The sequence below is a fragment of the Pseudomonas sp. ANT_H4 genome (assembly GCF_008369295.1).
Taxonomy (GTDB): domain Bacteria; phylum Pseudomonadota; class Gammaproteobacteria; order Pseudomonadales; family Pseudomonadaceae; genus Aquipseudomonas.
In genome coordinates, this window is the sequence record NZ_VOBG01000027.1 from 1 (window position 1) to 23,496 (window position 23,496).

Below are 23,496 nucleotides of genomic sequence, written 5' to 3' on the forward strand. Positions count from 1 at the left end.
GCGAAATTCTAGAAACCGGCAATGATTCGTTCCGCTTCAAACAGCGCAAGAAACAGATGAAAATCGCGTAGCCAACTGGAAAGTTTTGGACGCTGTTACCTGGAAACTATTGGACGCTGATTGACAGGGAAATCCAGGTACGGCTATCAGCAAAGCGCTCACAAACCTCCAACTCCAAATCTCGGGAGGGATTTCTGACGAGCTTGTTAACGAGGGCCATTGTTTCACCCCTATAGGGATCGCTTTTTTTCTCGCAAAGTCGGATCACCTTTTTGTTGTCTGCCCTCAGTACTTTCGTAACGGCCTCCAACAGTGTGGTTTTGCCGGTTCCCTTGGGCCCATCTAGAGAAACAAACAGCGGACGATTCATTCTTCAAATACCGATTGATGATTGTCAGCTCAGCACATGGGATCGCTGCCGCATTGGATGCAAAGTGAAGGTTGAAATGAGACTGAAATGGGTACGGACAAGCACCTGTCGCTTGCCCGCACCTCGGATCGGGTTACACCAGATCAGTACCTTCACGTTTTGCCTTGCGCATGTCTCGGTACAAGCTGACGCACAAGGTGATCATCACGGCCGCCGCAATGACGGGCCAGATCAATACATACAGGGTTAACGCAAAACCGGACATGGGGAAACTCCTTTGTCTTCAGTGGCGCCATTGGCGCCGTAGTGGAAGGCCACGACACGTTCGTTGATGCAATCAAAGTCGAAATCTTCGTTGGACATCAAGCTCACCACTACACAAACCACAGTGCTGACGCCGTAGGCAGTGAGTGAGCTGAGCAATACCGTGTAATCACGCAAAAAGCCGAACGCAAACGGCGCCAGAATCAAAAAAGCGAGCCCGCCAAACGTAAACCCGACCTTGCGGCCGAAGAAGCCGAAGGCCATCAAGCCAATCACCACCCCACCACCGATTGATGCAAACAACTCGAAGAACAGTGCCACTGCACCTTGCAACTCAAGCAGTTCGAAGCGCGCGACGATAAACATCAGAAAACCTGTGACGGCCGCACTGGTAAAGGCGGCATTGGTGATTCGCCCCCAGTACAGACTGGCTATTACCGGAAATACGATAGCGCCCCATAACGCGCCCACGAAGATAAGCATGGTCAGGATGTCCAGCTTGAGGCTGGCGAATACCACGGCGAGCATCGTCGCAACGACCATGGTCAAGCGCCCGACGAACAACATGATTTTGGGGTTTGGCTTACCTTTGGCCAGGTTCTTGCCATATACATCAGTCATCACCAGCGCGGACAGCGCCGATAAATCCGAATCGGCGGTCGACGACAGCGAACCGATTACCATGATGAAAAATAGCCCGATTGCAAACGGCGGCAAGTACGTCGAGGCCATTTGCGGGATCAGGTTATTCAAGTCGCCATCCACCGGTTGCACACCGGCCAGCAAGGCCAGGAAACCCAGCATGCCCAGGCCAATCACAATCGATGCATAACCAATGGTGGCCGTGATAAAGGTCGACTTCATCAAGTCTTCACGCACCGCAAACAATCGCTGGGCAATCGTTTGGTTACCAATGGCGTAAGCCAATACCGCAACAAAATACGGTGCGCCCTGCTCCAGAATGGCGGTTCTCGAATAGAAGCTGGCTTGCTCCGCGGAAATGTTCGGCATGCCTTGGGCGAAGAGTTCCGGACCGCCAAGCTGGAAGAAAATAATGGGGATAATCACCACGGCGGCGAAGATCATAGCGATCAGCTGGCCAAAGTCCGTCAGCACTGAAGAGCGAAAGCCTGACCAGAGGGTGTAACTCAAAATCCCGAAACCGGCGATCAACACCCCCTGAATAAAGCTCAGCGGGGACAACACGGCAACCAGCGCACCAGCAGCGGTAAAGTTGACCATCAAGCTAATCATGCTGCCGACGATATTCGAGCCCGCCAAAATCATCTGGCTGGAACGCCCGTGGCGGGCGTGCATGATCTCTGCCAGGGTGTGGGCCTTGGGCGCCAGTGCGCGAAAACGCCGGCCAAAGGGGTAGATAAACAAAATCATCAACGCGCCCCAGAAGCCGTAATGCAGCGCGCCAGAGATGCCGAACTTGTAGCCGGCGGTGGCAGCCGCGTAGAACGAAGCGGCCCAGATCCAGGTAGCGGTCATGCTGGCAGCCGCCATGCCAAAACCAATTGAGTTATTGGAAACCATATAGCCATCGACGTTTTCATCCTTGCGACCCACGCGCAACGACACTAAAAAGGTCAAGCCATAGAAGCAGAACAGAAGCAGCAAGACGGTGGGGGTGGAAAGTTGGAACATTCCTTTCTCCTTTATGCGCGCCACAGTCATCACAGACGTAATGAAAGACCGAAATCGGCAGGCGCAAAACAACCCGGGGTTCCTGACAGGCAGGTGGCATCGGACAGCGGTCCGCTGGGTTGTCATCGTGAAGGCTGGCAAGAGACGGAACGCAAAGGGCGTCCCAGGTCTAAGGCAAAGCGTGCGCTAGCACGTTGAGCCGGTACTTGCAGCAATGGCCGGCGGCAATGGCCGGAAGATAAGTCCTGCATCAGAGCCGCAGGGCCCTGACACGAACAGACGCGCATTATATAGACTTTGAGCGAGCGTTGCTGAAGGGCACATCCGACGCCCTACCCAGCGGTATGAACAGCTGCCCGTTATCCTGAAAACAGGGATCACAGGCAATGATCAATTCTTAGCAAGCTTGTAAGATAAATCCCTTTCATTGACGATCAAAAGGACGTGGCATGCAGATTACCCAAGGGCAACGATTGCCCCTGTCGAGCATCATCCAAGGTGACCAACTGACGCTGTCCGTCGCGATCAAGTCCCCCAATGTCATCGACTTCGTATGCTTCGGCCTTGATGTCAGCGGCAAATTGTCTGATGACCGTTACATGATCTTTTTTAATCAGCCTGCTACGCCCTGTAATAGCGTGACCCTGCTGAGCGGTGGCGATTTCAAATTGAACCTTGGGACGCTGCCCGCAACCATTGACCGTTTGGTTTTCACGGCATCAATCGATGGCAATGGCGCGATGAAGGACATCACGGCCAGCTTCTTCGCAATTCACCAGTTTGATGGTCATCAGCGCGCTACGTGCAACTTCTCGGGTGGAGACTTCGCTGGGGAAAAGGCAATCATGGTTGCCGACATCTATCGAAAGGACGGTGTGTGGCGGCTCCAGTCCAACTTGCAAGGCTTCAATGACGGTCTGGATGCCCTGGTTCGCCACTTTGGTGGCGAGGTGGCTGAGCAAACTACTGCGCCAGCACCGGTATCAGAAGCCCCGCCACCCTCACCCTCCAAGATTTCTTTTGAGAAAAAAATTGCTGCAGGTGCGCCCCTCTTGGTGAGCCTGGCCAAGAAAGCGCAGATCAGTCTGGAAAAGGTCAAACTCACTGAGCTGAAAGCGCGCGTGGCACTGGTGCTCGATGCCAGTGGCTCGATGAACGGCCAATACTCCCGCGGAAAAGTTCAAGAAGTCATCAATCGACTACTGCCTCTGGCGGTTGCATTCGACGACGATGGCGCGCTCGACTGCTGGGCGTTCGGGGCCAAGCCCTGCAAGTTGTCTGAAGTGAGCATGGCCAACTACTCGGACTACGTGAACAGCGAGGATGGCGGCTGGAAAAAATGGGGTGTCGGCCAGCGGATCAATGACGAACCCAAGGTTATTCGCCAGGTGATCGACTTCTACGCCAAATCTAGCGACAAGACTCCCGTCTACGTCCTATTCATCAGCGATGGTGGGATCCATGAAGACCGAGCCATAACGAAGTTGATTACTGAGGCAGCCGCACTTCCCTGCTTCTGGCAGTTCGTGGGTGTCGGAGGGCGGAACTACGGGATCCTTGAGCGGTTAGACGATATGTCCGGAAGGGCCATTGATAACTGTGGTTTCTTCGCACTGGATGACCTGAACGATATCTCTGAAGAGGAACTCTACGACAAGCTGATGGAAGAGTTCCCATCCTGGATCAAGGAAGCGACTGAGAAGGGCATTATCGCGTAGATGCGTTGAAGATCCCGTGGCGCGTGCAAGCTCGCCACTGCCGCCTTTTGTCGCCCTGCCCCTCTACCCGCTCCCATTCTGGTGCAAGTAGTTTCCCAGCCTGGGAAACTACATCCATGACCAGGGAAAGAACGGGGTCGAATGCCTTGCATGGTTTTTGTCGCTTGACGATTATCCAAACCGCTGAGACGAGTTTTAAGCTCAATACCAGTCTAGTCATAACGATAAAAATGGAGATTCCATAGCTCGTTTCACACTGTCCTCTCGTGTCCTGCTGGCTGCTCTGATCACTGCCTGCCTGGCCCAATCCGAGTTCTACAGCCAACCACTGCGTCAACTCGAACAGTGCCTGCGTGAGGGCATCCAACTTGAGCCCACTGTGGCGGCGCACATCGACACCCCTGCACTTGCAGCCCCTGGGCACTCCACACCTTCGTCTCCGATCCGCTGCGCGACTATCTCCCCGAAGGCGCGACAATGATCGCTACCGGCGTGACCTCCCCATTCCTCGCACCGCTCAAACTGACCTTGATGATTGCCTTGTTTATCAGCATGCCAGCGCTGCTGCATCAGGTCTGGGGCATGATCGCGCCGGTGGTTTATCGCCAGCAACGGCGGATCGGCGCATGGCTGCTGAGCGCCAGTATCATGTTGTTTTATGGCGGCATGGCCTTCGCGTTTTTCCTGGTCTTCCCGATGATGTTCAGCTTCTTCACCAGCGTCACGCCCGACGGCGTCGCAATGATGACCGACATCGGCCTGTACCTGGACTTCATCCTTGCGCTGCTATTGGCGTTCGGCCTGGCGTTCCAGATCCCGATCGCCACTTTCCTTTTGGTCTGGGCCAAGGTGACAGACGTGCAGACCCTGAGAAAGAGCCGTCCGTACGTGATCGTCGGCTGCTTTGTCGTCGGCATGCTACTGACTCCTCCTGACGTGTTCTCGCAGACCATGCTGGCGGTGCCAATGTGGGTGCTGTTCGAACTGGGATTGCTGGCCAGCGGTTCAGTTGCTGGACGTCAGGGGCGCTCGCTGGCGCAAAGTGCTGGATAAGCGGCACTTCATTGGAGGTGCAAGACCTGCAGGGTGCAACCGCACACCTTATCGACCAAATGCCTCTACACAAAAATCCAGGAAACTGCGCAGCTTTGGTGTGATGCGCCGATCAGGGGCGTACAACATGTTGATCGGTGGTGATGGTGTTCGATAGTCGGTGAGCACTCGTATGAGCGTGCCTTGAGTCAATGCCTCCTCGACCAGTTCCGAGGGCTGAAGTATCAATCCAAATCCCGCCAGCGCAGCACGCAGTAACGGTTCACTTTGATTGACCATGAGTCGGCTGGTAATAGGCACATCGACACGCCCCTCAGGCCCGTCGAAACTCCATTCGTTACGCCCATCTGAGTACGCAAAGCCCAAGCACTCATGTTGCTGTAAATCCCACGGGGAGGAAATGGGGCCACGAGCAGCCAGGTACTGAGGTGATGCACAAAGTATCAATTCGTACGGCCCCAGGTAGCGCGCCTTGAGTCCGCTGTCGCCCAGTTCGCCGATGCGAAACACTACGTCGTAACCTTCATCAACCAGATCAGCCAGTCGGTTGGAAAGCGTGAGGTTTACCGATACGCCAGGGTACTTGGCCATGTACTCCAGCAAGCGTGGCGCCAGCGTTCGCTCTCCAAAAGCAACTGAAGCATTTATGCGCAACCTGCCACTTGGGACCGCGCGAGTCTCAGCTGCCAGACCTTCAGCCTCTTCAACTTCGGCCAAAATGACCTTGGCACGTTCGTAAAATTGCTGGCCAAAGTCAGTCAGGCTTTGTTTGCGAGTCGTGCGGGTCAGCAGCCGTACACCCAGGTGCTGCTCAAGAGCCTTGACCTGCTTGCCCACTAACTGAGGGGACAGATTCAGGTCATCCGCCGCAGCACTGAACGAGCCCAGTTCCACAGCTTTGACGAACGTTGCCATCGTGGTGAAGCGATCCATTGGAAACTTTCTGTTTGGAGTGTGGAGCCATCCTAACCATTTATTTCGACGGCCCCAATCCCTAATTTAGAGCGCTTGCATATCCTCGCCTGTCACCAAGACAAGCGCTCTCAGCTCATCAACACTTAGGGCAAAATCATGGCCGCGCTTAAACCTGAAGACTGCGATCTGCTCATCTTCCAAGCTATCAGAGACAAGGATCTCGAAGCTGCTGTTGCTCTCTATGAAGACAACGCAACCTTCATCATCGACTCCGGCGAAGCCGTGGTAGGCCAGGCTGCGATTCGTGAAACCTTGCGAGGTTGGATGGACCTGGAAGAGCCCACGTTCACCTCTGAGCTCACGACCTTTCTCAATGCTGAACAGGATCTTGCTCTGTTGCGTGGTAGCTGGTCAGCGATTGCCAGGGACCCCCAAGGCAACCCGTTGAAGGTTGAGGGCAAGAACGTAGAGGTCGTTCGCCGGCAGCCAGATGGCACCTGGAAATTCGTGATTGATAACCCGCGTGGCGCTGACTGAGTCTAAATTGTTGAAGGCCTGGACTTGTAAAACCGTCAGCCAAATGCGTGGGCATTCGGCTTTGAACCTTTCATTGGGAGAAACCACATGGCTCGTACTGTCCGTATTCACACTTATGGCGACGCCAGCGTCCTGACGCTGGAGGAAGTACCCGTACCGGCACCTGCAGCCGACGAAGTTCAGATTGATGTCAAAGCTATTGGCTTAAATCGCGCAGAAGTGATGTTCCGCAATCATGCCTACCTTCAAGAGGCCAATTTTCCAAGTCGCTTGGGTTACGAAGCCTCTGGCATCGTGCGAGCCGTGGGCAGTGATGTTAAAAACTTCAAGGCCGGCGACGTAGTCAGCCTGATTCCCCCGCTCGATATTGCACGCTGGGGTACCTATGCAGAAGTGGCAAACATTCCAGCAAGGCTCACCGTCAAGCACCCGCCATCGCTGTCCTTCGAGCAGGCTGCTGCAGTCTGGATGCAATACGTAACGGCTTATGGCGCATTGATAGAACAGGCGAAGCTCACCAAGGGCGATTTCATTATCGTGACTGCCGCTTCAAGTAGCGTCGGCTTGGCAGCCATCCAACTCGCGCGCAAGGTGGGTGCTACCAGCATTGCAGTGACACGTACCAGCGCCAAGCGCCAAGCCTTGATCGAGGCCGGTGCGGATCATGTGATTGCCAGCGAGGAACAGGACTTGGCTGACGAAGTGCTGAAACTCACCGAAGGTCTTGGTGCTCGTGTGGTGTTTGATCCCATTGGAGGCCCCTCTTTCGAAGCGCTTACACAAAGTATGGCTCGTGGCGGAATTTTGCTTGAGTACGGTGCGCTCAGCGCTGAGCCGACACCCTTCCCGTTGTTCACCGTGCTGGGCAAAAGCCTCACCCTCAAGGGGTTTCTCTATACCGAAGTTGTTACTGATGACGCGGTATTGGAACGCGCCAAAGCCTTCATCCTTGAAGGGCTGAGTTCAGGAGAACTGTCGCCTTTGATCGCCAGGACGTTTCCTCTCGATCAAATTCAAGCAGCCCACCGTTTTCTAGAATCGAACGGACAGATCGGAAAGGTTGTGGTGACTGTCTGACTCAGAACCTGGCTCAGGGTCTGAGTCGAGCAACGCGGGCCGGTCGCAGGGAGCCTTGTGGAAACGGCCCCGAGGGCGTCATGTGATCCGAAGGTCGTCGTTGCGGGACTCGACCGTCATAGGCGCCCGAAAGCGCTTGAGCCGCAACGCATTGCCGAGCACGAAGATACTGGAGAGCGCCATCGCGGCCGCGGCGAAGATCGGCGAAAGCAACGTGCCGTTCACCGGGTAGAGCGCGCCCGCCGCGACCGGGATCAGCACGGCGTTGTAGGCGAAGGCCCAGAACAGGTTCTGCTTGATGTTGCGGATCGTCGCATGGCTGAGCGCGATGGCATTCGGCACGCCACGCAGGTCGCCCGACATCAGCACCACGTCAGCCGCCTCGATCGCCACATCGGTTCCCGTGCCGATGGCGAGCCCGACGTCGGCTTCGGCGAGCGCCGGGGCGTCGTTGATGCCGTCGCCCACGAAGGCGACCTTCGCGCCATTGATCCGGAACTTCTTCAGCGCCGTGACCTTGCCGTCGGGCAACACCTCGGCCGCGACTTCATCGATGCCCAGCTGCTTGGCGATCGCCGTGGCTGTAGCCGCATTGTCGCCGGTGATCATCACGACCTTGAGTCCGAGCGCGTGCAGCGCCCTGATCGCCTCGGGCGTCGTCTCCCTGATCGGATCGGCGACTGCGATCACCGCCGCCAACCGGCCATCGATCGCGGCATAGAGCGGGCTTTTACCTTGCTCGCCGAGGCGCTGGGCCGTCGACAGAAAGCTTGCCACATCAAGACCGAGCTGCGTCATAAAGCGGTCCGCGCCGACGGCGACGGTTCGGCCGGCGACCTTGGCCGACACACCGTAGCCCGGTGTTGCATCGAAGCTCTCGATGGGTGCGAGGGTGATGTCCCGCTGCTTTGCGGCCATGACGATGGCTTCGGCGATCGGGTGCTCGGAGCGGGTCTCGACCGCCGCAACGAGCGCCAGCACGTCGTTGTATTCAAAACCTTCGGCGGGAACCAGGTCGGTCAACTCGGGACGCCCTTTGGTCAGCGTGCCGGTCTTGTCGAGCGCGATAACGCTCACATCGCGCAGCGCCTGCAGGGCTTCGCCCTTGCGAAAGAGCACGCCCAGCTCGGCCGCGCGGCCCGTACCGACCATGATCGAGGTTGGCGTAGCCAGCCCCATGGCGCACGGGCAGGCAATAATAAGAACCGCGACCGCATTAACCAGCGCGAAGGTCAGCGCCGGGGCCGGACCGAAGATCAGCCAGACCAGGAAGGTCACCGTGGCCGCCGCCATCACCGCCGGCACAAACCACATGGTCACCTTGTCGACCAGCCCCTGGATAGGCAGCTTGGAACCCTGCGCTTGCTCGACCAGGCGGATGATCTGCGCGAGCACCGTATTCGCGCCGATCTTGGTGACGCGAAAGCTGAAAGCGCCCGTCTTGTTGATCGTGCCACCGATGACTTCGGCGCCTACCCCTTTCGACACGGGCACGGGCTCGCCGCTGATCATGCTCTCGTCAACATAAGAGGCGCCCTCGACGACCTCGCCGTCGACTGCAACTTTCTCGCCCGGACGAACCTGCACGATGTCACCGGTTGTCACCTGATCAAGCGCAACCTCGACAGCCTCGCCGTTGCGCTCAACGCGCGCGGTCTTGGCCTGAAGGCCAACGAGCCGCTTGATCGCCTGCGAGGTGCGCCCCTTGGCGCGCGCCTCCAGCGTGCGGCCGAGCAGGATCAAGGTAACAATGACCGCGGCGGCTTCAAAATAGACGTTGGCGGTGCCCTGCGGTAGCACTTCGGGGATAAAGGTTGCGACGATCGAGTAGCCATAAGCCGCCGCCGTGCCGACCGAGACCAGCGAGTTCATGTCGGGAGCACCGCGCAGCAATGCCGGCACGCCCTTGCGCAAGAAACGCAGACCCGGACCAAACAGGACAAGGGTGGTGAACGCAAACTGTACATACCAGTTCGTCTGCTGCCCCATAACCGCCATCACCCAATGATGCATGGCGGGAATAAGGTGCGAGCCCATCTCAAGGATGAAGACTGGCAAGGTGAGGATGGCTGCAATCAACATGGAGCGCTGCAGCGCCCGCGCCTCGCTGTCACGACGCTCGGCGTCCTGATCGCTCGCATTTGCCGTTTCGGCGGACAAGCGGCGGGCCTTGTAACCGGCCTGTTTGACCGCCGCTTCAAGGTCGGCCGTGGAGACAACTCCGGCAAGGTGGCGCACCCGCGCACGCTCGGTCGCCAGGTTGACATTGGCTTCAAGCACGCCCGGGACTTTGGCGAGCGCCTTCTCAACCCGACCCACACATGACGCGCAGGTCATGTCTTCGATCGCAAGCTCAGTGGTCTCTTCACGCACAGAGTAGCCGGCGCTCTCAATGGCGCGGACAGCCGCCTGCGGGTCGGCCATGCCGGTGAAGGTGATGTCGGCGCGCTCGGTGGCAAGGTTGACTGCGGCCGTTTGCACACCAGGGACTGCTTTGAGCGCGCGTTCGACACGGCCGACGCACGATGCGCATGTCATTCCTTCCACCGGCAGGCTCAGACGAGTGTCCAGGGACTTGGATGGATTGGAGCCTTGTGGGTGGGAAACGGAAGCCATTGAACTACCCCTTGAATGTTGCTGTTGAAGAAAGCCTAAAGCTTCCCGAGGTGGGAAGGTCAAGCCCTTTGGGTAATGTGGAGGGTGTAATTTGTTTCGTGGGCCCAGGTCCGCAACCTTTGGCTCCACCCCAGGGTCGCGGGCCCTTCGCCCAGCCTTGCCGTCAGTCCTGCGCTCGGTTGATACTCTGCCCCCTCGCTTTCTCCCACAGAGATCCCAATGGCAAACCACGACCTCAGCTTCACCCCCGACCCTGACGCCGATTCCATTTCCAGCGACGTGATCGGTTTCAACGGCATTCTGGTCTCCACGCAGATCCCCACCCGCGCCGACGGCAGCCTGGAACTGGGTGACATCACCCTGCAAAGCGAATGCACCCTGCAAGCCCTCAAGGTTGCTCTTGAGCGCGCCGGCAGCTCCATCGACCGGGTCATGCACCTGACCATCTACCTTACTGACATGGCCGACCGCGCCGCCTTCAATGAAGTCTACAAACGCTTCTTCGCCAAACCCTGGCCGGTCCGCGCCGCAATTGGCGTTGCAGCACTGGCAGTCAAAGGAATGCGTGTGGAAGTCACCGCGATGGCGGCCAAGGCCTGATGTGAGATGTCGGTCAGGCATTTCACGGCTACAATGCGTCCCTCGACCGTGACAAGCCTGACTAAAAAATATGTCCTTACCCAAGCATCACCTGGAGCTGCTCAGCCCTGCCCGCGACGTGGCCATTGCTCGCGAAGCCATCCTGCATGGCGCCGATGCCGTGTACATCGGTGGCCCAAGTTTCGGCGCTCGCCATAACGCCAGCAACGACGTAAGCGATATCGCCCAGTTGGTGGAGTTCGCCCGTCGTTACCACGCGCGGGTATTCACCACCCTCAATACGATCCTGCACGACAACGAGCTGGAGCCGGCACGCAAGCTGATCCACCAGTTGTACGATGCCGGCGTTGACGCGTTGATCGTCCAGGATCTGGGCGTGATGGAGCTCGACATCCCTCCCATCGAGCTGCACGCCAGCACCCAGACCGACATCCGCACCCTGGCGCGGGCGAAGTTTCTCGACCAGGCGGGGTTCTCCCAACTGGTACTGGCTCGCGAGCTGAATCTTCAAGAGATCCGCGCCATCGCCAGCGAGACTGATGCGGCGGTCGAATTTTTCATCCACGGCGCGCTGTGTGTGGCGTTCTCCGGTCAGTGCAATATCTCCCACGCGCAGAACGGGCGCAGTGCCAACCGTGGCGATTGCTCCCAGGCGTGCCGTCTGCCTTACACCCTCAAGGATGACCAGGGTCGTGTGGTTGCCTTTGAAAAACACCTGCTGTCGATGAAAGACAACAACCAGAGCGCCAACCTGCGCGACCTGGTAGATGCCGGCGTGCGCTCGTTCAAGATCGAGGGTCGCTACAAGGACATGGGTTATGTGAAGAACATCACCGCCTATTACCGCCAGCGCCTGGACGAAATCCTTGAAGACCGCCCGGACCTGGCCCGCGCGTCCAGTGGCCGTACCGCGCACTTCTTCGTGCCCGATCCGGAAAAGACCTTCCACCGTGGCAGCACCGACTACTTCGTCAGCGATCGCAAGATCGACATCGGCGCCTTCGACACCCCAACCTTCACGGGGCTGCCGGTGGGTGTGGTGGAAAAAGTCGGCAAGCGTGACCTGCAGGTAATTACCCACGAGCCACTGTCCAATGGCGATGGCCTCAATGTGCTGGTCAAGCGTGAAGTCGTCGGCTTTCGCGCCAACATCGCCGAGGCCAAGGGTGAGTTTGAAGAAGACGGCGCCAAGCGCTACCGCTATCGCGTCGAACCCAACGAGATGCCGGGCGGGCTGTACAACCTCAAACCCAACCACCCGTTGAACCGCAACCTGGACCATAACTGGCAGCAGGCCCTGCTCAAGACGTCTGCTGAGCGCCGGATCGGGCTTTGCTGGGTCGCTCGCTTGCGTGAAGACCGCCTGGAACTGATAGCCACCAGCGAAGAAGGCATCAGCGCCAGCGTCACCCTACCCGGCCCATTTGGTATTGCCAACAAACCGGAACAGGCGCTGGAGCAACTGCACGACCTGCTTGGCCAACTGGGTACCACCCAGTACCACGCCACCGCCATCGAGCTGGATGCACCGCAGGCCTGGTTCATTCCCAACTCGCAGCTCAAGGCCTTGCGCCGTGAAGTCATCGAAGCGCTGACGGCTGCCCGTATCAACGCTCACCCTCGGGGCGGGCGCAAAGCCGAGGCCACGCCACCACCGGTGTACCCGGAGGCGCACCTGTCGTTTCTCGCCAACGTCTACAACCAGAAGGCCCGCGATTTCTATCACCGTCACGGCGTCAAACTGATCGACGCAGCCTACGAGGCCCACGAGGAAACCGGTGAGGTGCCGGTGATGATCACCAAGCATTGCCTGCGCTTCTCGTTCAACCTCTGCCCCAAGCAGGCCAAAGGCGTTACCGGCGTGCGCACCAAAGTCGCGCCAATGCAGTTGGTGCATGGTGATGAGGTGCTGACACTGAAGTTCGACTGCAAGCCGTGCGAGATGCACGTGATGGGCAAGATCAAGGGGCATATCCTTGGCCTGCCGCTACCGGGCAGCAGCGTGCAACAGGTCGTCGGCCATATCAGCCCTGCCGACCTGCTCAAGACCATCCCTCGCGCTCCACACTGAGCAAGAAGGCGAGCACACCGCTACGGTGCCGTGCTCGCCCATTTTCACAGTTGCAGCGCAACGTTGGACCGCCACCACCAGCCCCGCTGCAACCCCGCCGCGGCCAACAGAATCGCGGCCACGCCAAGCCATTGCGTCCATCCCAAACGATGGCCAAAGGCGATCCAGTCGACAAAAATCGCGGCGATGGGGTAGATGAAGGACAGCGCACCGGTGAGTGCGGTGGGCAACTTCTGGATCGCGCCATAGAGCAACACGTACATCAAACCGGTATGCACCACGCCCAGTGTCAGCAATGCCGCCCAGGAGTCCAGTGAAGCGGACACGCTCTGCCACTGCATCAATGGCGCCAACAGCAAAGCCCCAGTGGTCACTTGAATCAAGGCCATCAGATGCGGCGGAACATCCTTCAGGCGTTTGATAATCAGCGCCGCAACTGCATACAGAAACGCAGCGCCTATCGCCAACGCCACGCCGACCAGGTAGTCCTCGCCATTGTTCTGCTGGTCCCCATGAGCGGTGACAATCGCCAACATCCCCAGGAATGCCACGCCCAGCCAGGCCAGCTTCGGCACGGTGATTTTTTCACCCAGGAACACCGCCGCAAGCATCACCAGCATAAAGGGCTGGACGTTATAGACCGCCGTACTGATGGCAATTGAAGCCTTGGCGTAGGAGGCAAACAGCAGCAACCAATTGCCGACGATGGCCACTCCGCTGAGCATGGCCAACGCGAGTGTCGAGTAGCTCAGCAGGTCAAGACGCAGATAACCCAGCAGCCCGCAGACCGCCACCAGGGTCAAGGCGCCGATCACACAGCGCCAGAACACCACCTCGATCACCGGCACGCCTGCCGCCAGTACGAACCAGCCGATAGTGCCGGAAATCAGCATAGCACCAACCATTTCCCACGACCCGCGACGTATGGATTTGTCCATGACTCTGCTCCTCAAGTGAGGCTCAATTATGGCAAGCTGAACGTCACCTGCTCCAGAACCTAAAAAAGGCGAAAAACCATTTCTACCTATTCTTATTAGGCAAACTCGACAAACCACTTCAGGAGAAAACCGTGATAGACCACATCGACCAACAACTGATCGCCGCCTTGATGGAAGACTCTCGGCGCTCCCTCAAGGCTCTGGCCGGGATCACTGGGCTGTCCTCCCCCAGCGTCGGCGAACGGCTGCGACGGCTGGAAGAACGCGGCGTACTCAAAGGCTACACGGTGGACATCGACCCCAAACACTTCGGCTATCTGCTACAAGCCATCGTGCGCATTCGCCCCTTGCCCGGACGTTTGCAGGAAGTGGAACGGCAAATCCAGGCAATCGCGCAGTTCACCGAGTGCGACAAGGTGACCGGTGAAGACTGCTTTATCGCCCGGCTGCATGTACGCACCATGGATCAACTGGACACACTCCTTGACCGGCTCAATGTCTATGCCGAGACAAACACCGCCATCGTCAAGAAAACCCCGGTGAAACGGCGGTTGCCGCCGTTGGGACAAGTAGATAGCTATACCTAGGGGTCCAACACCCCGCCACTCCAGCTCTCTGAAACCCTGCTGCCGGTAAACTTGGCCACCACCGAGCCCTGGGCCACCAACCGCTCCCGGTGCCGGGTCACCATGCGCCCGGTTTGTGCGGCTCGCAGCACCACTTCGGAATCGGGTTGCCCCGGTCGCCCGATAATCCTGGCAAAACGCTGGCCTTCCTCGACCTCATCGCCCAGGCCCTTTTCAAATACCAATACTCCGGGACACGGCGCTAGGATCGTTTCCATACAGCCCATATCCACCGCCTGGCCCTGCCAATCGCCGATTACCGCAGGCTCGTCGATCACGCCGCTTGCACAGAGCCAGGCCCAAATCCCGTCGCCATCCTGTTGGGCCAGTTGATCACTGACATCGCCCTGCCCTCGCAGCTCGATGGTCGCTGCCAGTCGTGGGCCTGCATGGGCAATAATGGTTTCTTCAAATGAACCATCGCCGCCGTCATCCCAGAGAATGGCCAGATCCACTTTCAGCGCAGCCGCCAATGCCTGGCCTTGAGGCCAGAAACTGCGGTGGATGTAGAGGTACGGCACGGCTTCATCATCGGTGTGCAGGTCTAGCACCAACTCAGCCTCGGCGGCCAGTTGCACCAGGCTTTTTTGCCATTGGGCCAGGTTGCTGGCGGGTCGATCCAGGGCCAGGGAGTGATCAAACCCACGGTTGAAATTCTGCCCGGTGGCCTCATGAAACCGCCCCAGCTGCCGCCCCTGGCGAAACTGGCCGATGCCGAACGGATTGGCCTGGGGCACCACGGTAACGCTGCCCTTGAGCCGGCCCTGATCCGCACACGCCTGCAACCTGGGCAGCAGTTGATGCAGCACCAGCATCCCGGCGATTTCATCGGCATGCACGCCGGCTTGCAGGTGCACCCTGGGGCCGCTGCCGTCGCCTTCAATGCGCCAGGCGCCGATGTGCAGCGTGTTTCCTGAGTCGCCGGGGACATGCCATGAAAGGTCTGTTGTCATCTCTGGGTTTCCTCGCCAACGGGTTGCACATCGGTCTCTGCCGGGTACAGGGGCTGGGTCACGGAGCATTCGGCGCCGACCACATCCTGTGACACCGGAGGCCGGGCGCTGAGCATGGCCAGCGTGCCGCTGACGGCGATCAGTGCGGCGCCGATGATCAGCGACACGTCCATCAACGTGCCCCAGATCAGGCTGGACAACAGGAACGCCCAGATCAGCCCGGTGTACTCGAACGGCGCCAGCAACGTCGCCGTAGCCCGGCGAAAGCTGGCAAACAGCAGGAACTGGCCGATGCCGCCCACCAGGCCCGACGCCAACATGCCCAGCCACGCTGGCGTCGGTGAGGGCGTATGGGTCCAGGGCAAAGTCACCGCCATGCACATCACAAACACCACGTTGGTGATCAGCATCTGCTCCAACACCGAGGTACTGTCGTCTACCTGCCGCAACTGGATGTAGGTAAAGGCCCAACACAACGCCGCCGCCAACGTCAGGGCAATCGGCACCGGGTCGACCATGCTACTGGGCCGACAGGCGATTACCACGCCGACAAACCCAATGATCAGTGCGATCCACTGGCCGCGACTGGCACGCTCCTTGAGGATCAACGCCGCCAGCAACGTAACCATGATTGGCGCAGAAAAATACAGCGTGGTCATTTCTGCCAGGGTCAGGTCACGGGCGGCGGTGTAGTACAGCAACCAGGCCAACAACGACAGCAACCCACGAATGATCAGCAGCTTGCGGCTGACCGAGTGCCAGGCCCGGCGCAACAGGCCCAGACGACCGGCGATCACGCACGCGGCGACCACCACCAGGCTGCGCCAGAACAGAATGGTGAACACCGAATAGTCGGCCACCAGCCATTTGATCACCGCGTCCTGCAAGGCCAGAAAAGCGTAAGCCAACGAGCACAGGGCGATGCCTTGCAGGGAGCGATCGTTTTTCATCCGACGGACCTGCGCAACGGCGTGCCACGCCGCTCGGCAATGGCATACACCCCTTCGATCAAAAAGGTCAGGCACAGGTAGACACCAGCCACCAACAGCAGCGGCTGGTAGATTTGCAAGGTCTGCGCACGCACCACGTTGGCCGCACCCAGCAGGTCGACCACGGCAATGGTCGAGGCCAGGGCGGTGGACTTGAGCAGCATCACCGTCTCCCCCGCCAGGGTCGGCAACAGCAGGCGCATCGCCCGTGGCAAACGCACCCGCAGCAGCGCTTGGCGTGGGGTCATGCCAAACGCCGAGGCCGCTTCCATTTCACCCTTGGGCACCGCCAGCAGGCCGCCGCGAATCACTTCGCCGACATAGGCACCCACCGACAGCACCAGGGCAAAGACGATGTACCAGTAACCATCGCGCAGGAACGGCCACAGAAAGCTGCCGCGCACCATCGGAAACTGGGCGAACAGGCTGCCCAGGCCATAGTAGAAAATGTAGATCTGAATCAGCAGCGGCGTGCCCCGCAGCACACTGGTGTAGGCCATGGCGCAACGGGCCAGCCACTTGCGCCGCGACAACCGCGCCAACGCCACCAGCACCGCCAGGGTAAAACCCAGCACGGCCGAGATCGCCAACAGCGACAGGGTCGTTTGCAAGCCTTTGCCGATCAGTCCTGCGTAATAAAATATCCACTCAGGCATAAGCTGTTCACTCGACCACAGGCATCCAGCGACGAATACGTCGCTCCAGGCGCCCGGACAGGTAGTTGGAGGCCAGAGTCACCAGGTAATACAAGGCAGCGGCCGTGAGGTAGAACAACAGGTAGTGCCGGGTCGAACCCGCCGCCTGCTTGGCGGTGTACAGCAACTCGTTGGTGCCGACCACGCTGATCAGCGCGCTGTCCTTGATCAGGTTGATCCACAGGTTAGACATGCCCGCCAAGGCGTAAGGCGCCATGATCGGCAACGTCACCCGGCGGAACAGGCCAAAGCCGCTCAAGCCAAAGGCTCGCGCCGCTTCAATCTGGCCGTGGGGAATGGCCAGGATCGCCGCCCGGAAGATCTCCGAGGCATACGCGCCCTGCACCAGCCCCAGCACCAGAATCGCCACCAGCGGCCCGCTGATATTGACCTGCTCAAATCCCATCCATAGCATCAGCGCGTTGAGGCCCATGGAGCCTGCGTAATACAGCAGCAGGATCAGCAGCAACTCAGGCACCGCGCGAAATACGGTGGTATAGCCGCGCATTACCAGGGCAATCGGCCGGGGCGCACTGAGCTTGGCGCAGGCCACCACCAGGCCGATCAGCAGCCCGACCACAAAGGACCCGGCCGAGATCTGCAGGGTCATCCATAACCCTTTCAGCAGCGCATGGCCCCAACCCTGTTCGCTGAAGCCGAGTAGATCGAACATCGCCGGCATTTCAGGCCTCCTTACTTGGCGTAGGGGCTGTCGCAGACTTTGCTCTCGAACGCCTCGGTGTCGGCCCTTTTGCACGGGCTGACGGACAAGCCGAAATACTGTTGAGACAGGTCGGCGTAGTCCTTGCTCACCAGCAATTCGCCTATGGCCTTGTCCAGCCTGGCTTTGAGTTCGGTGTCCTCCTTGCGCAGGCCGGCACCGACGCCACGGCCGATAATCGGGTCATAGGGCACGCTGGCAATATGGGCCAGGTCCTTGGCTTCAGGGGTTTTAACCATCATGGCGATGGCAGTGTCGTCGGCCATCATGTAGTCAATGCGCCCAGCAATCAGGTCGGCGTTGGCGGATTCCTGAGTGTCGTAGTACTTAAGCTCGGCGATGTTTTCGTAGTACTTCTTCAGGTAGTTGGCGCTGACCGTGGATATCTGCACACCGATCAGCTTGCCCTTGAGGCCCGCCGGGGAGATTTCCACTTCGCTGCCCTTGGGCCCGGCGACGCCCAGCAACGAGTCGTAATAGGCGCGACTGAAAGCGATCTGTTTTTCACGCTCATCGGTGATGGACATCGAGGAGAAAATCACGTCGATCTTCTTGGCCAGCAGCGACGGAATAATGCCGTCCCAGGCCACTTCTTTGATCTGGCATTGCGCGTTCATGCCTGTGCAGAGTTTATGGATCAGGTCCACCTCAAAGCCTGACCATTGCCCGTTGCCGCCCTTGACGGTGAACGGTGGATAGGGTTCCGCCGCCACTGCAAACACGATGGGTTTTTCCGCCGCCAGCAGCGTACCTGCCGCCAGCATCAACACCGCACTGCTCAACCACTTTGCCAGTCGATTGGATTGCATGATCTTGCCCCGTCTTATTATGGAGTTAGCGAGTTTGATGCGCATTGACGAACTGCCGGCAACGCTCACTGCGTGGGTCGATAAACACCGAGTCCGGCGTGCCGGTTTCCTCGATCAAGCCTTGGTGCAGAAAAGCAACTTTGCTGGAAACATCCCGGGCGAAGGCCATTTCATGGGTGACCAGGATCATGGTGCGGCCCTCCTCTGCGAGCGATCGAATCACCCGCAGCACTTCACCCACCAGTTCCGGGTCGAGGGCCGAGGTGGGTTCGTCGAACAGCATGACTTTGGGGCGCATGGCCAGGGCGCGGGCAATAGCTACCCGCTGTTGCTGGCCACCGGAGAGAAAGGCCGGGTACTCGTTGCGCTTGGCCGCCAGGCCCACGCGGTCGAGCAAGGCTTCGGCGCGTTCGATAGTCTCGGCGCGGCTTTCGCGCAGGACCTGGGTCGGTGCTTCGATGAGATTTTCCAGCACCGTGCGATGGGGCCACAGGTTGAAGTTCTGGAACACCATGCCCAGGGTCGAGCGAATCCGCACCAGTTGTTTGGCGTCGGCCACCAGCGGCGCGCCGGGACGCCCGTAATTGAGTTTGATGCTTTCGCCATCGACGTGGATGCTGCCCTGGTCCGGCACTTCAAGCATGTTGATGCAGCGCAGCAAGGTGCTTTTACCCGAACCGCTGGCGCCGATCAGCGAGATCACCTCGCCTTCGTGGGCGGTCAGGGAAATGCCCTTGAGCACCTCGATATTGCCGAAGCGTTTGTGCAGGTTGAGCACCTCGATCATCTTTTTGGCTTCGGCGGGCTGCACGGTAATGATCCTGGCAACCGGGACCACGCGCGGCTCTTGCGCCAACTTGGCAACAAAGCCAGAGATGCGCACGCAGGCCTCGGCCAAGCGCACTTCACCCAGGGTGAACGACAGCCGCACAAAGCCCTGGGCCGGTTCGCCGAACGCGGCGGCATCCAGCACCGATACCCCCGCTTCACGGAACAGCCGCCAGGCAAAATCCAGGGAGCTGAGGCCGGTGTCGCGCACATCTACCAGCACAAACATCCCGGCCTGTGGTGTCTGCACCTTGATGCCTGGGCAACCGCTGAGCCCGGCCACCACTAGGTCACGACGACGAAGGTAGATTTCGCGCATGCCACCGGTCACTTCGTCGTGGGCCAACACCGCCGCAGTGGCCGCTTCCATGACAAAGCCCGGCAAGCCGTAGAACATGCTCAGCACCAGGGTTTCGGCGTGGGCGACCATGGTCGGTTCGGCGATTATCCAGCCGATGCGCCAGCCGGTCATGGCGTGGGACTTGGACAGGCTGCCAATCACAATGCAACGCTCGGCCATGCCCTTTACGGCGGCGAGGCTGTGGTACTCGCCCTCGAACACCAGGCTTTCGTAAACCTCGTCCACCACCACCCACAGGTCATGTTTGATCGCCAGATCAGCAATGGATTGCAGTTCGTCGCGGTTGAGGACTACACCGGTGGGGTTATTGGGGTTGGAGAAAAAGATCGCCCGAGTACGCGGGGTTATTGCGGCGGCCAGCAATTGGGCATCGAGGCGAAAGCCTGTCTCGGCCGAGCATGGCACCCGCACCAGTGTCGCGCCGCTGGCCTTGAGGGTGGCCTCGTAGGTGACGTACATCGGGTCAAGGACGACCACTTCATCACCAGGCTGCAACAGGCACAGGGAGGTGACAAACAAGGCGTTTTGCGCCCCGGCGACGGTGATGACGTTTTCAGCGCTCACAGGCCGTGCGAGGGATTGGCTGTAGCGGGCGGCGATGGCGTCCCGCAGTGCCGGGCGGCCGGGAATTTCGGTGTAGTGGGTATCACCCTGGCGCAGGGCGTTAATGGCGGTGTCTGTGATAAAGGCCGGCGTGGAAAAATCCGGGTCGCCGACGCTGAGGATAATGATGTCTTCGCCTTTGCTGCTTGCCTGGAAGGCTGCATGGTGGATATCCCAGGCTGCCACGCCCTGCCCTGCAATTCGCTCAACAAAGGGTGAAAACCGCATGCCAGTGCCTCTCGTTCAATCAGAAAAAGCGCAAGCCCGGCTGTCGCCAGCCGGGGGGTGCAGCCAACATAATTGAAACTGAACACTCGTTCAACGGTAAATTTCACAGGTGTCGTTTACAGCTAAAACAGGTCGTTGTGGTGAGGCGACTCCATCGTCAGTCTTGACGCTCGGCATTACCTGCATCCGCCGCGTCAGCCGGGTCAATGAGGGGTACTTGAGCATCATCCATCAGGGAGCCTGGATCTTCGTTGCCAGGGTCGTTGATGGGTTCTTCGGTTTCACATGACATGGTTTTTTCCTCTAGCCGCCCGGGGTGTCAATATCAGCGTCGGTCTCGGGCTTGGGCTCCTGCTCGGACTTGAAGTCCGGGCTGAACTCATTGTCCTTGGCCACAGGATCACTGGCGGGTTGCGGGTCCTTGGGCGCTTTGGTCGTCGATTCAGAAGCCGGCGCTTCGTTCAAGCCACCGTCAATGGCAGGATCGTTTCTGCCACTCACTTGCGGGTCTTCACCGTAGAGCGGGGTTTCGGACTGATCGTTCATAGCTACCTCTTACAGATCACTTACAAACACATGTGCTTAACGTTAAGGGTCTGCCAGGGGCAATGAAGTTCATTCAAGTTGACCACGACTGATCAGTGGTCAGGAGCCGGGATTGTCCACCTGGATGTAGAACGCAAAAGCCCCCAGCAGCATCCAGAACACCATGAACAGCCAGGGCGTGCGCACCGAAAACAGCAAGGCCTTGCGATAGCCCTTGTGGGACGACTCCGTCTCGCAAAACAGCGGCGATTCGTCATAGGACAGCCCCATCACCGGTTCGCTGCGCAGCAGTTCGCTTTGCTTGAAGTGCCAGTGGTCAATGATGTCGTAGGCCGCACGAATGCCGGGCCAGGCATTCAATGAGCTGAGTACCCCCAGCAACGCCAGGAACGCCGGCACCACCAGAGTGAACAGCTTGCCCCACTCCGGGTTGAGGTTGCTCATGCAAGACACAAAGGCGATCACCAGGAACGACTGCGCCGTTAGATAAGCGTCAGTGCGGTTGGCGAGAATGGTGGTTTCGTACTGGATCTCTCGTCGGTAAAAATCCAGGCGGTCCTTGGGCGAGCCAAATATCTTGGCCGCCTGCTCGGTGAGGACTGATTCCGGGGTTTGCGGAAAAATTATTCTGGGCACAAGCAGCAGTCTCGTGGGGTTTAATCCATTTAGAAGAAGCGCTGTTGTACAAAGTTCAAGTGAGTTCAATGCACCGTCTTGGCGCATCGGCGATACAAAACCCGCACCTGCCTTGGGCAAGCCTGGCCCGATGCAGCCGGAATCGGGACAGCAAGTGGTTTTATTCAGCCAATATGGTCACACGCAGCGCTGTTTATTCAAGGCATATAACTGTCAATTTGGATCATTGATCCCGCCTCGGTGCTGCTCTTAAGGTTGGTCGGGTGCAACGCCCTTCCAATCATAAGAACAGGTGCAGAACATGTCCGACGATTTGAAATTGTCCGCCGAGGCCGCCCACACGCTGCAACGCTGGCACGCCATGCTGGCTGCCGCCGACTTGAAGGCCCTGCCCGAACTGCTGGCTCCGGACGCCGTGTTCCGCTCACCCATGGCCCACACGCCCTACCCCGGCGCGCCGGTGGTGTCGATGATTCTCAATACTGTGTTCAAGGTCTTTGAAGATTTTGTTTACCACCGCGAGCTGGCGACAGCGGATGGCAACAGCGTAGTCCTAGAGTTCAGCGCCCGGGTCGGTGACAAACAACTCAAGGGCATCGACCTGATTCGCTTCAACGAACAAGGGCAGATCATCGAGTTTGAAGTAATGATTCGCCCGCTGAGTGGCTTGCAGGCCTTGGGTGACGAGATGGGACGGCGCCTGGCGCCGTATCTGGCCAAGGCCAAGGGCTGATCAGCCGAGGGAGTTTGTTTGCCTTAGAAAGTCGAGCAGCAGTTCGTTGACCCTTTGTCCCTGCTCGTTCTGAATCCAGTGCCCGCAATTGGGCAGTACATGCTGCTGCAGGTTCGGTACCACATCGGGCATGCGCTTGAGGGTATGGGCTTCAAATACGCCCACCGGGTCGCGGTCGCCAATCAGGAATAACGTCGGTTGCCGCACCTGTTTGCCGGCGAGAAACTCGCTGCGTTGCCAATTGCGCTCAAAGTTGCGGTACCAGTTCAACGGGCCGCGAAAGCCGTCGACGAAGGTTTGCACGTAAATATCCAGGTCGTGCTGGCTGCACCAGTCCGGTAACGCGCCAGGCAGCGCGACACCTTCCAGCAATTTGGCTGTGGCCGGTTTTTTCTGCAAAAACACATCCTGGTCCTGCATGAACAGCCGCAAGGTGCGCTCGATATCGGCATCCAGCTCGCGCTCTGCCACGCCGGGTTCCTGGAAGTACAGGATGTAGTTAAAACGGTCGGCGTACAGCTCGCGCATGATCTCGATCACCGGCCGCCTCGCGCGCCCGGCGAACGGTACAGACATCGTCACCAGGGAGGTAACGCGCGCAGGCTCCAGCAACGCCAGGTGCCAGGCCACCACCGCCCCCCAGTCGTGGCCGACCATGCAGACCTGCTGGTGACCAAACAGGTCCATGGCGCCCTGTATGTCGGCGCACAACGTCAGCACGTCATAGTCAGCGATATCAGAGGGTGCACTGCTCTTTCCATACCCGCGCATCTGGGGCACAAACACTCGAAACCCCGCCGCCGCCAGCACCGGAATTTGCAGGCGCCAGGAGTGCCAGCACTCGGGAAAACCATGGAGCAACCACACTGGCGGACCGCTCTTGGGGCCTGCGATGTGCAGGCTCAAGTCAATGCCGTTGACCTTGACGGTCTGCTGCTCGATGGCGCTCATCACTG

General features: G+C 58.9%; 22 protein-coding genes and 2 pseudogenes. 8 read left to right on the forward strand and 16 right to left on the reverse strand.

All coding sequences use genetic code 11. The annotated features are described in order from the left end of the window. Window positions 1-127: 127 nt before the first annotated feature. The 3 genes and pseudogenes from FQ182_RS24535 to FQ182_RS24540 all read right to left on the reverse strand — a co-directional run. Window positions 128-370, reverse strand: a pseudogene (locus FQ182_RS24535) (AAA family ATPase); the annotation flags it as partial. Window positions 371-503: 133 nt separating this feature from the next. Continuing rightward, window positions 504-635: a putative transporter small subunit gene (locus FQ182_RS30055; RefSeq protein WP_218575104.1), complete on the reverse strand. Its 132-nt coding sequence runs from the start codon at window positions 633-635 to the stop codon at window positions 504-506. Next, the gene (locus FQ182_RS24540) at window positions 617-2,287 is read right to left on the reverse strand and encodes a sodium:solute symporter family protein (RefSeq protein ID WP_149414175.1); all 1,671 of its coding nucleotides are present in this window, start codon (window positions 2,285-2,287) and stop codon (window positions 617-619) included. Before FQ182_RS24540 ends, FQ182_RS30055 begins: the two co-directional genes overlap by 19 nt. Before the next feature lie 449 nt (window positions 2,288-2,736). Between FQ182_RS24540 and FQ182_RS24545 the strand changes: the two genes are divergently transcribed. Further along, the gene (locus tag FQ182_RS24545) at window positions 2,737-4,005 is read left to right on the forward strand and encodes a VWA domain-containing protein (protein WP_149414176.1); all 1,269 of its coding nucleotides are present in this window, start codon (window positions 2,737-2,739) and stop codon (window positions 4,003-4,005) included. A 423-nt stretch (window positions 4,006-4,428) separates the two neighbouring features. Further along, window positions 4,429-5,058: pseudogene (gene tatC, locus FQ182_RS24550) on the forward strand (twin-arginine translocase subunit TatC); the annotation flags it as partial. 48 nt (window positions 5,059-5,106) lie between these two features. Here the strand turns inward: tatC and FQ182_RS24555 are convergent. Beyond that, a complete protein-coding gene (locus FQ182_RS24555; RefSeq protein WP_149414178.1) occupies window positions 5,107-5,991 on the reverse strand; it encodes a LysR family transcriptional regulator in 885 nt (294 codons plus the stop codon). Between the two features lie 138 nt (window positions 5,992-6,129). Between FQ182_RS24555 and FQ182_RS24560 the strand changes: the two genes are divergently transcribed. After that, a complete protein-coding gene (locus FQ182_RS24560; protein WP_149414179.1) occupies window positions 6,130-6,510 on the forward strand; it encodes a DUF4440 domain-containing protein in 381 nt (126 codons plus the stop codon). A gap of 87 nt (window positions 6,511-6,597) precedes the next feature. Beyond that, entirely contained in the window at window positions 6,598-7,587 is a 990-nt protein-coding gene (locus FQ182_RS24565; protein WP_149414180.1) for a zinc-dependent alcohol dehydrogenase family protein, read from the forward strand. Window positions 7,588-7,665: 78 nt separating this feature from the next. On the opposite strand, the gene FQ182_RS24570 is transcribed toward FQ182_RS24565, so the two are convergent. Continuing rightward, on the reverse strand, window positions 7,666-10,203 hold the full coding sequence (locus FQ182_RS24570; RefSeq protein ID WP_149414181.1) for a heavy metal translocating P-type ATPase: 2,538 nt from the start codon (window positions 10,201-10,203) through the stop codon (window positions 7,666-7,668). Between the two features lie 219 nt (window positions 10,204-10,422). On the opposite strand from FQ182_RS24570, the gene FQ182_RS24575 reads away from it, so the two are divergent. Both FQ182_RS24575 and FQ182_RS24580 read left to right on the forward strand, forming a co-directional pair. Further along, window positions 10,423-10,803, forward strand: a complete 381-nt coding sequence (locus FQ182_RS24575) for a RidA family protein (RefSeq protein ID WP_149414182.1) — start codon at window positions 10,423-10,425, stop codon at window positions 10,801-10,803. 70 nt (window positions 10,804-10,873) lie between these two features. Then, the gene (locus FQ182_RS24580) at window positions 10,874-12,874 is read left to right on the forward strand and encodes a U32 family peptidase (protein WP_149414183.1); all 2,001 of its coding nucleotides are present in this window, start codon (window positions 10,874-10,876) and stop codon (window positions 12,872-12,874) included. 44 nt (window positions 12,875-12,918) lie between these two features. Here the strand turns inward: FQ182_RS24580 and FQ182_RS24585 are convergent, their stop codons facing one another. Then, window positions 12,919-13,812 (reverse strand): DMT family transporter, encoded by an 894-nt coding sequence (locus FQ182_RS24585; protein WP_149414184.1) that lies wholly within the window; start codon window positions 13,810-13,812, stop codon window positions 12,919-12,921. A gap of 131 nt (window positions 13,813-13,943) precedes the next feature. Between FQ182_RS24585 and FQ182_RS24590 the strand changes: the two genes are divergently transcribed. Continuing rightward, a complete protein-coding gene (locus tag FQ182_RS24590; RefSeq protein WP_149414185.1) occupies window positions 13,944-14,399 on the forward strand; it encodes an Lrp/AsnC family transcriptional regulator in 456 nt (151 codons plus the stop codon). On the opposite strand, the gene FQ182_RS24595 is transcribed toward FQ182_RS24590, so the two are convergent. From FQ182_RS24595 to FQ182_RS24630, 9 genes are all read right to left on the reverse strand, one after another. Further along, entirely contained in the window at window positions 14,396-15,391 is a 996-nt protein-coding gene (locus FQ182_RS24595) for a succinylglutamate desuccinylase/aspartoacylase family protein (protein WP_149414186.1), read from the reverse strand. The genes FQ182_RS24590 and FQ182_RS24595 overlap by 4 nt on opposite strands. After that, entirely contained in the window at window positions 15,388-16,341 is a 954-nt protein-coding gene (locus FQ182_RS24600) for a DMT family transporter (protein ID WP_149414187.1), read from the reverse strand. The genes FQ182_RS24595 and FQ182_RS24600 overlap by 4 nt, the downstream gene beginning before the upstream one ends. Then, a complete protein-coding gene (locus FQ182_RS24605) occupies window positions 16,338-17,036 on the reverse strand; it encodes an ABC transporter permease (RefSeq protein ID WP_149414188.1) in 699 nt (232 codons plus the stop codon). Before FQ182_RS24605 ends, FQ182_RS24600 begins: the two co-directional genes overlap by 4 nt. 7 nt (window positions 17,037-17,043) lie before the next feature. After that, window positions 17,044-17,757 (reverse strand): ABC transporter permease, encoded by a 714-nt coding sequence (locus tag FQ182_RS24610; RefSeq protein ID WP_149414189.1) that lies wholly within the window; start codon window positions 17,755-17,757, stop codon window positions 17,044-17,046. A gap of 11 nt (window positions 17,758-17,768) precedes the next feature. Then, entirely contained in the window at window positions 17,769-18,605 is an 837-nt protein-coding gene (locus FQ182_RS24615) for a transporter substrate-binding domain-containing protein (RefSeq protein ID WP_149414190.1), read from the reverse strand. 25 nt (window positions 18,606-18,630) lie between these two features. Beyond that, complete coding sequence (locus tag FQ182_RS30760; RefSeq protein ID WP_149414191.1) at window positions 18,631-20,625, reverse strand: aminotransferase class I/II-fold pyridoxal phosphate-dependent enzyme; 1,995 nt, start codon at window positions 20,623-20,625, stop codon at window positions 18,631-18,633. Window positions 20,626-20,782: 157 nt separating this feature from the next. Next, window positions 20,783-20,917, reverse strand: a complete 135-nt coding sequence (locus FQ182_RS30530) for a hypothetical protein (protein ID WP_256666332.1) — start codon at window positions 20,915-20,917, stop codon at window positions 20,783-20,785. Between the two features lie 11 nt (window positions 20,918-20,928). Next, a complete protein-coding gene (locus FQ182_RS24625) occupies window positions 20,929-21,171 on the reverse strand; it encodes a hypothetical protein (protein WP_149414192.1) in 243 nt (80 codons plus the stop codon). A gap of 99 nt (window positions 21,172-21,270) precedes the next feature. Next, on the reverse strand, window positions 21,271-21,807 hold the full coding sequence (locus tag FQ182_RS24630; RefSeq protein WP_149414193.1) for a hypothetical protein: 537 nt from the start codon (window positions 21,805-21,807) through the stop codon (window positions 21,271-21,273). 301 nt (window positions 21,808-22,108) lie between these two features. Here FQ182_RS24630 and FQ182_RS24635 point away from each other — a divergent pair, with 301 nt between their 5' ends. Then, window positions 22,109-22,540, forward strand: a complete 432-nt coding sequence (locus FQ182_RS24635; protein WP_149414194.1) for a nuclear transport factor 2 family protein — start codon at window positions 22,109-22,111, stop codon at window positions 22,538-22,540. On the opposite strand, the gene FQ182_RS24640 is transcribed toward FQ182_RS24635, so the two are convergent. Then, entirely contained in the window at window positions 22,541-23,491 is a 951-nt protein-coding gene (locus FQ182_RS24640) for an alpha/beta fold hydrolase (protein ID WP_149414195.1), read from the reverse strand. It lies immediately after the preceding gene. Window positions 23,492-23,496: the final 5 nt, after the last annotated feature.

Excerpts from the sequence above, each read along its gene's own strand:
- FQ182_RS30055 (WP_218575104.1), bottom strand. The coding sequence starts at position 635 with ATGTCCGGTTTTGCGTTAACCCTGTATGTATTGATCTGGCCCGTCATT.
- FQ182_RS24540 (WP_149414175.1), bottom strand. The coding sequence starts at position 2,287 with ATGTTCCAACTTTCCACCCCCACCGTCTTGCTGCTTCTGTTCTGCTTC.
- FQ182_RS24545 (WP_149414176.1), top strand. The coding sequence starts at position 2,737 with ATGCAGATTACCCAAGGGCAACGATTGCCCCTGTCGAGCATCATCCAA.
- FQ182_RS24555 (WP_149414178.1), bottom strand. The coding sequence starts at position 5,991 with ATGGATCGCTTCACCACGATGGCAACGTTCGTCAAAGCTGTGGAACTG.
- FQ182_RS24560 (WP_149414179.1), top strand. The coding sequence starts at position 6,130 with ATGGCCGCGCTTAAACCTGAAGACTGCGATCTGCTCATCTTCCAAGCT.
- FQ182_RS24565 (WP_149414180.1), top strand. The coding sequence starts at position 6,598 with ATGGCTCGTACTGTCCGTATTCACACTTATGGCGACGCCAGCGTCCTG.
- FQ182_RS24570 (WP_149414181.1), bottom strand. The coding sequence starts at position 10,203 with ATGGCTTCCGTTTCCCACCCACAAGGCTCCAATCCATCCAAGTCCCTG.
- FQ182_RS24575 (WP_149414182.1), top strand. The coding sequence starts at position 10,423 with ATGGCAAACCACGACCTCAGCTTCACCCCCGACCCTGACGCCGATTCC.
- FQ182_RS24580 (WP_149414183.1), top strand. The coding sequence starts at position 10,874 with ATGTCCTTACCCAAGCATCACCTGGAGCTGCTCAGCCCTGCCCGCGAC.
- FQ182_RS24585 (WP_149414184.1), bottom strand. The coding sequence starts at position 13,812 with ATGGACAAATCCATACGTCGCGGGTCGTGGGAAATGGTTGGTGCTATG.
- FQ182_RS24595 (WP_149414186.1), bottom strand. The coding sequence starts at position 15,391 with ATGACAACAGACCTTTCATGGCATGTCCCCGGCGACTCAGGAAACACG.
- FQ182_RS24600 (WP_149414187.1), bottom strand. The coding sequence starts at position 16,341 with ATGAAAAACGATCGCTCCCTGCAAGGCATCGCCCTGTGCTCGTTGGCT.
- FQ182_RS24605 (WP_149414188.1), bottom strand. The coding sequence starts at position 17,036 with ATGCCTGAGTGGATATTTTATTACGCAGGACTGATCGGCAAAGGCTTG.
- FQ182_RS24610 (WP_149414189.1), bottom strand. The coding sequence starts at position 17,757 with ATGCCGGCGATGTTCGATCTACTCGGCTTCAGCGAACAGGGTTGGGGC.
- FQ182_RS24615 (WP_149414190.1), bottom strand. The coding sequence starts at position 18,605 with ATGCAATCCAATCGACTGGCAAAGTGGTTGAGCAGTGCGGTGTTGATG.
- FQ182_RS30760 (WP_149414191.1), bottom strand. The coding sequence starts at position 20,625 with ATGCGGTTTTCACCCTTTGTTGAGCGAATTGCAGGGCAGGGCGTGGCA.
- FQ182_RS30530 (WP_256666332.1), bottom strand. The coding sequence starts at position 20,917 with ATGTCATGTGAAACCGAAGAACCCATCAACGACCCTGGCAACGAAGAT.
- FQ182_RS24625 (WP_149414192.1), bottom strand. The coding sequence starts at position 21,171 with ATGAACGATCAGTCCGAAACCCCGCTCTACGGTGAAGACCCGCAAGTG.
- FQ182_RS24635 (WP_149414194.1), top strand. The coding sequence starts at position 22,109 with ATGTCCGACGATTTGAAATTGTCCGCCGAGGCCGCCCACACGCTGCAA.
- FQ182_RS24640 (WP_149414195.1), bottom strand. The coding sequence starts at position 23,491 with ATGAGCGCCATCGAGCAGCAGACCGTCAAGGTCAACGGCATTGACTTG.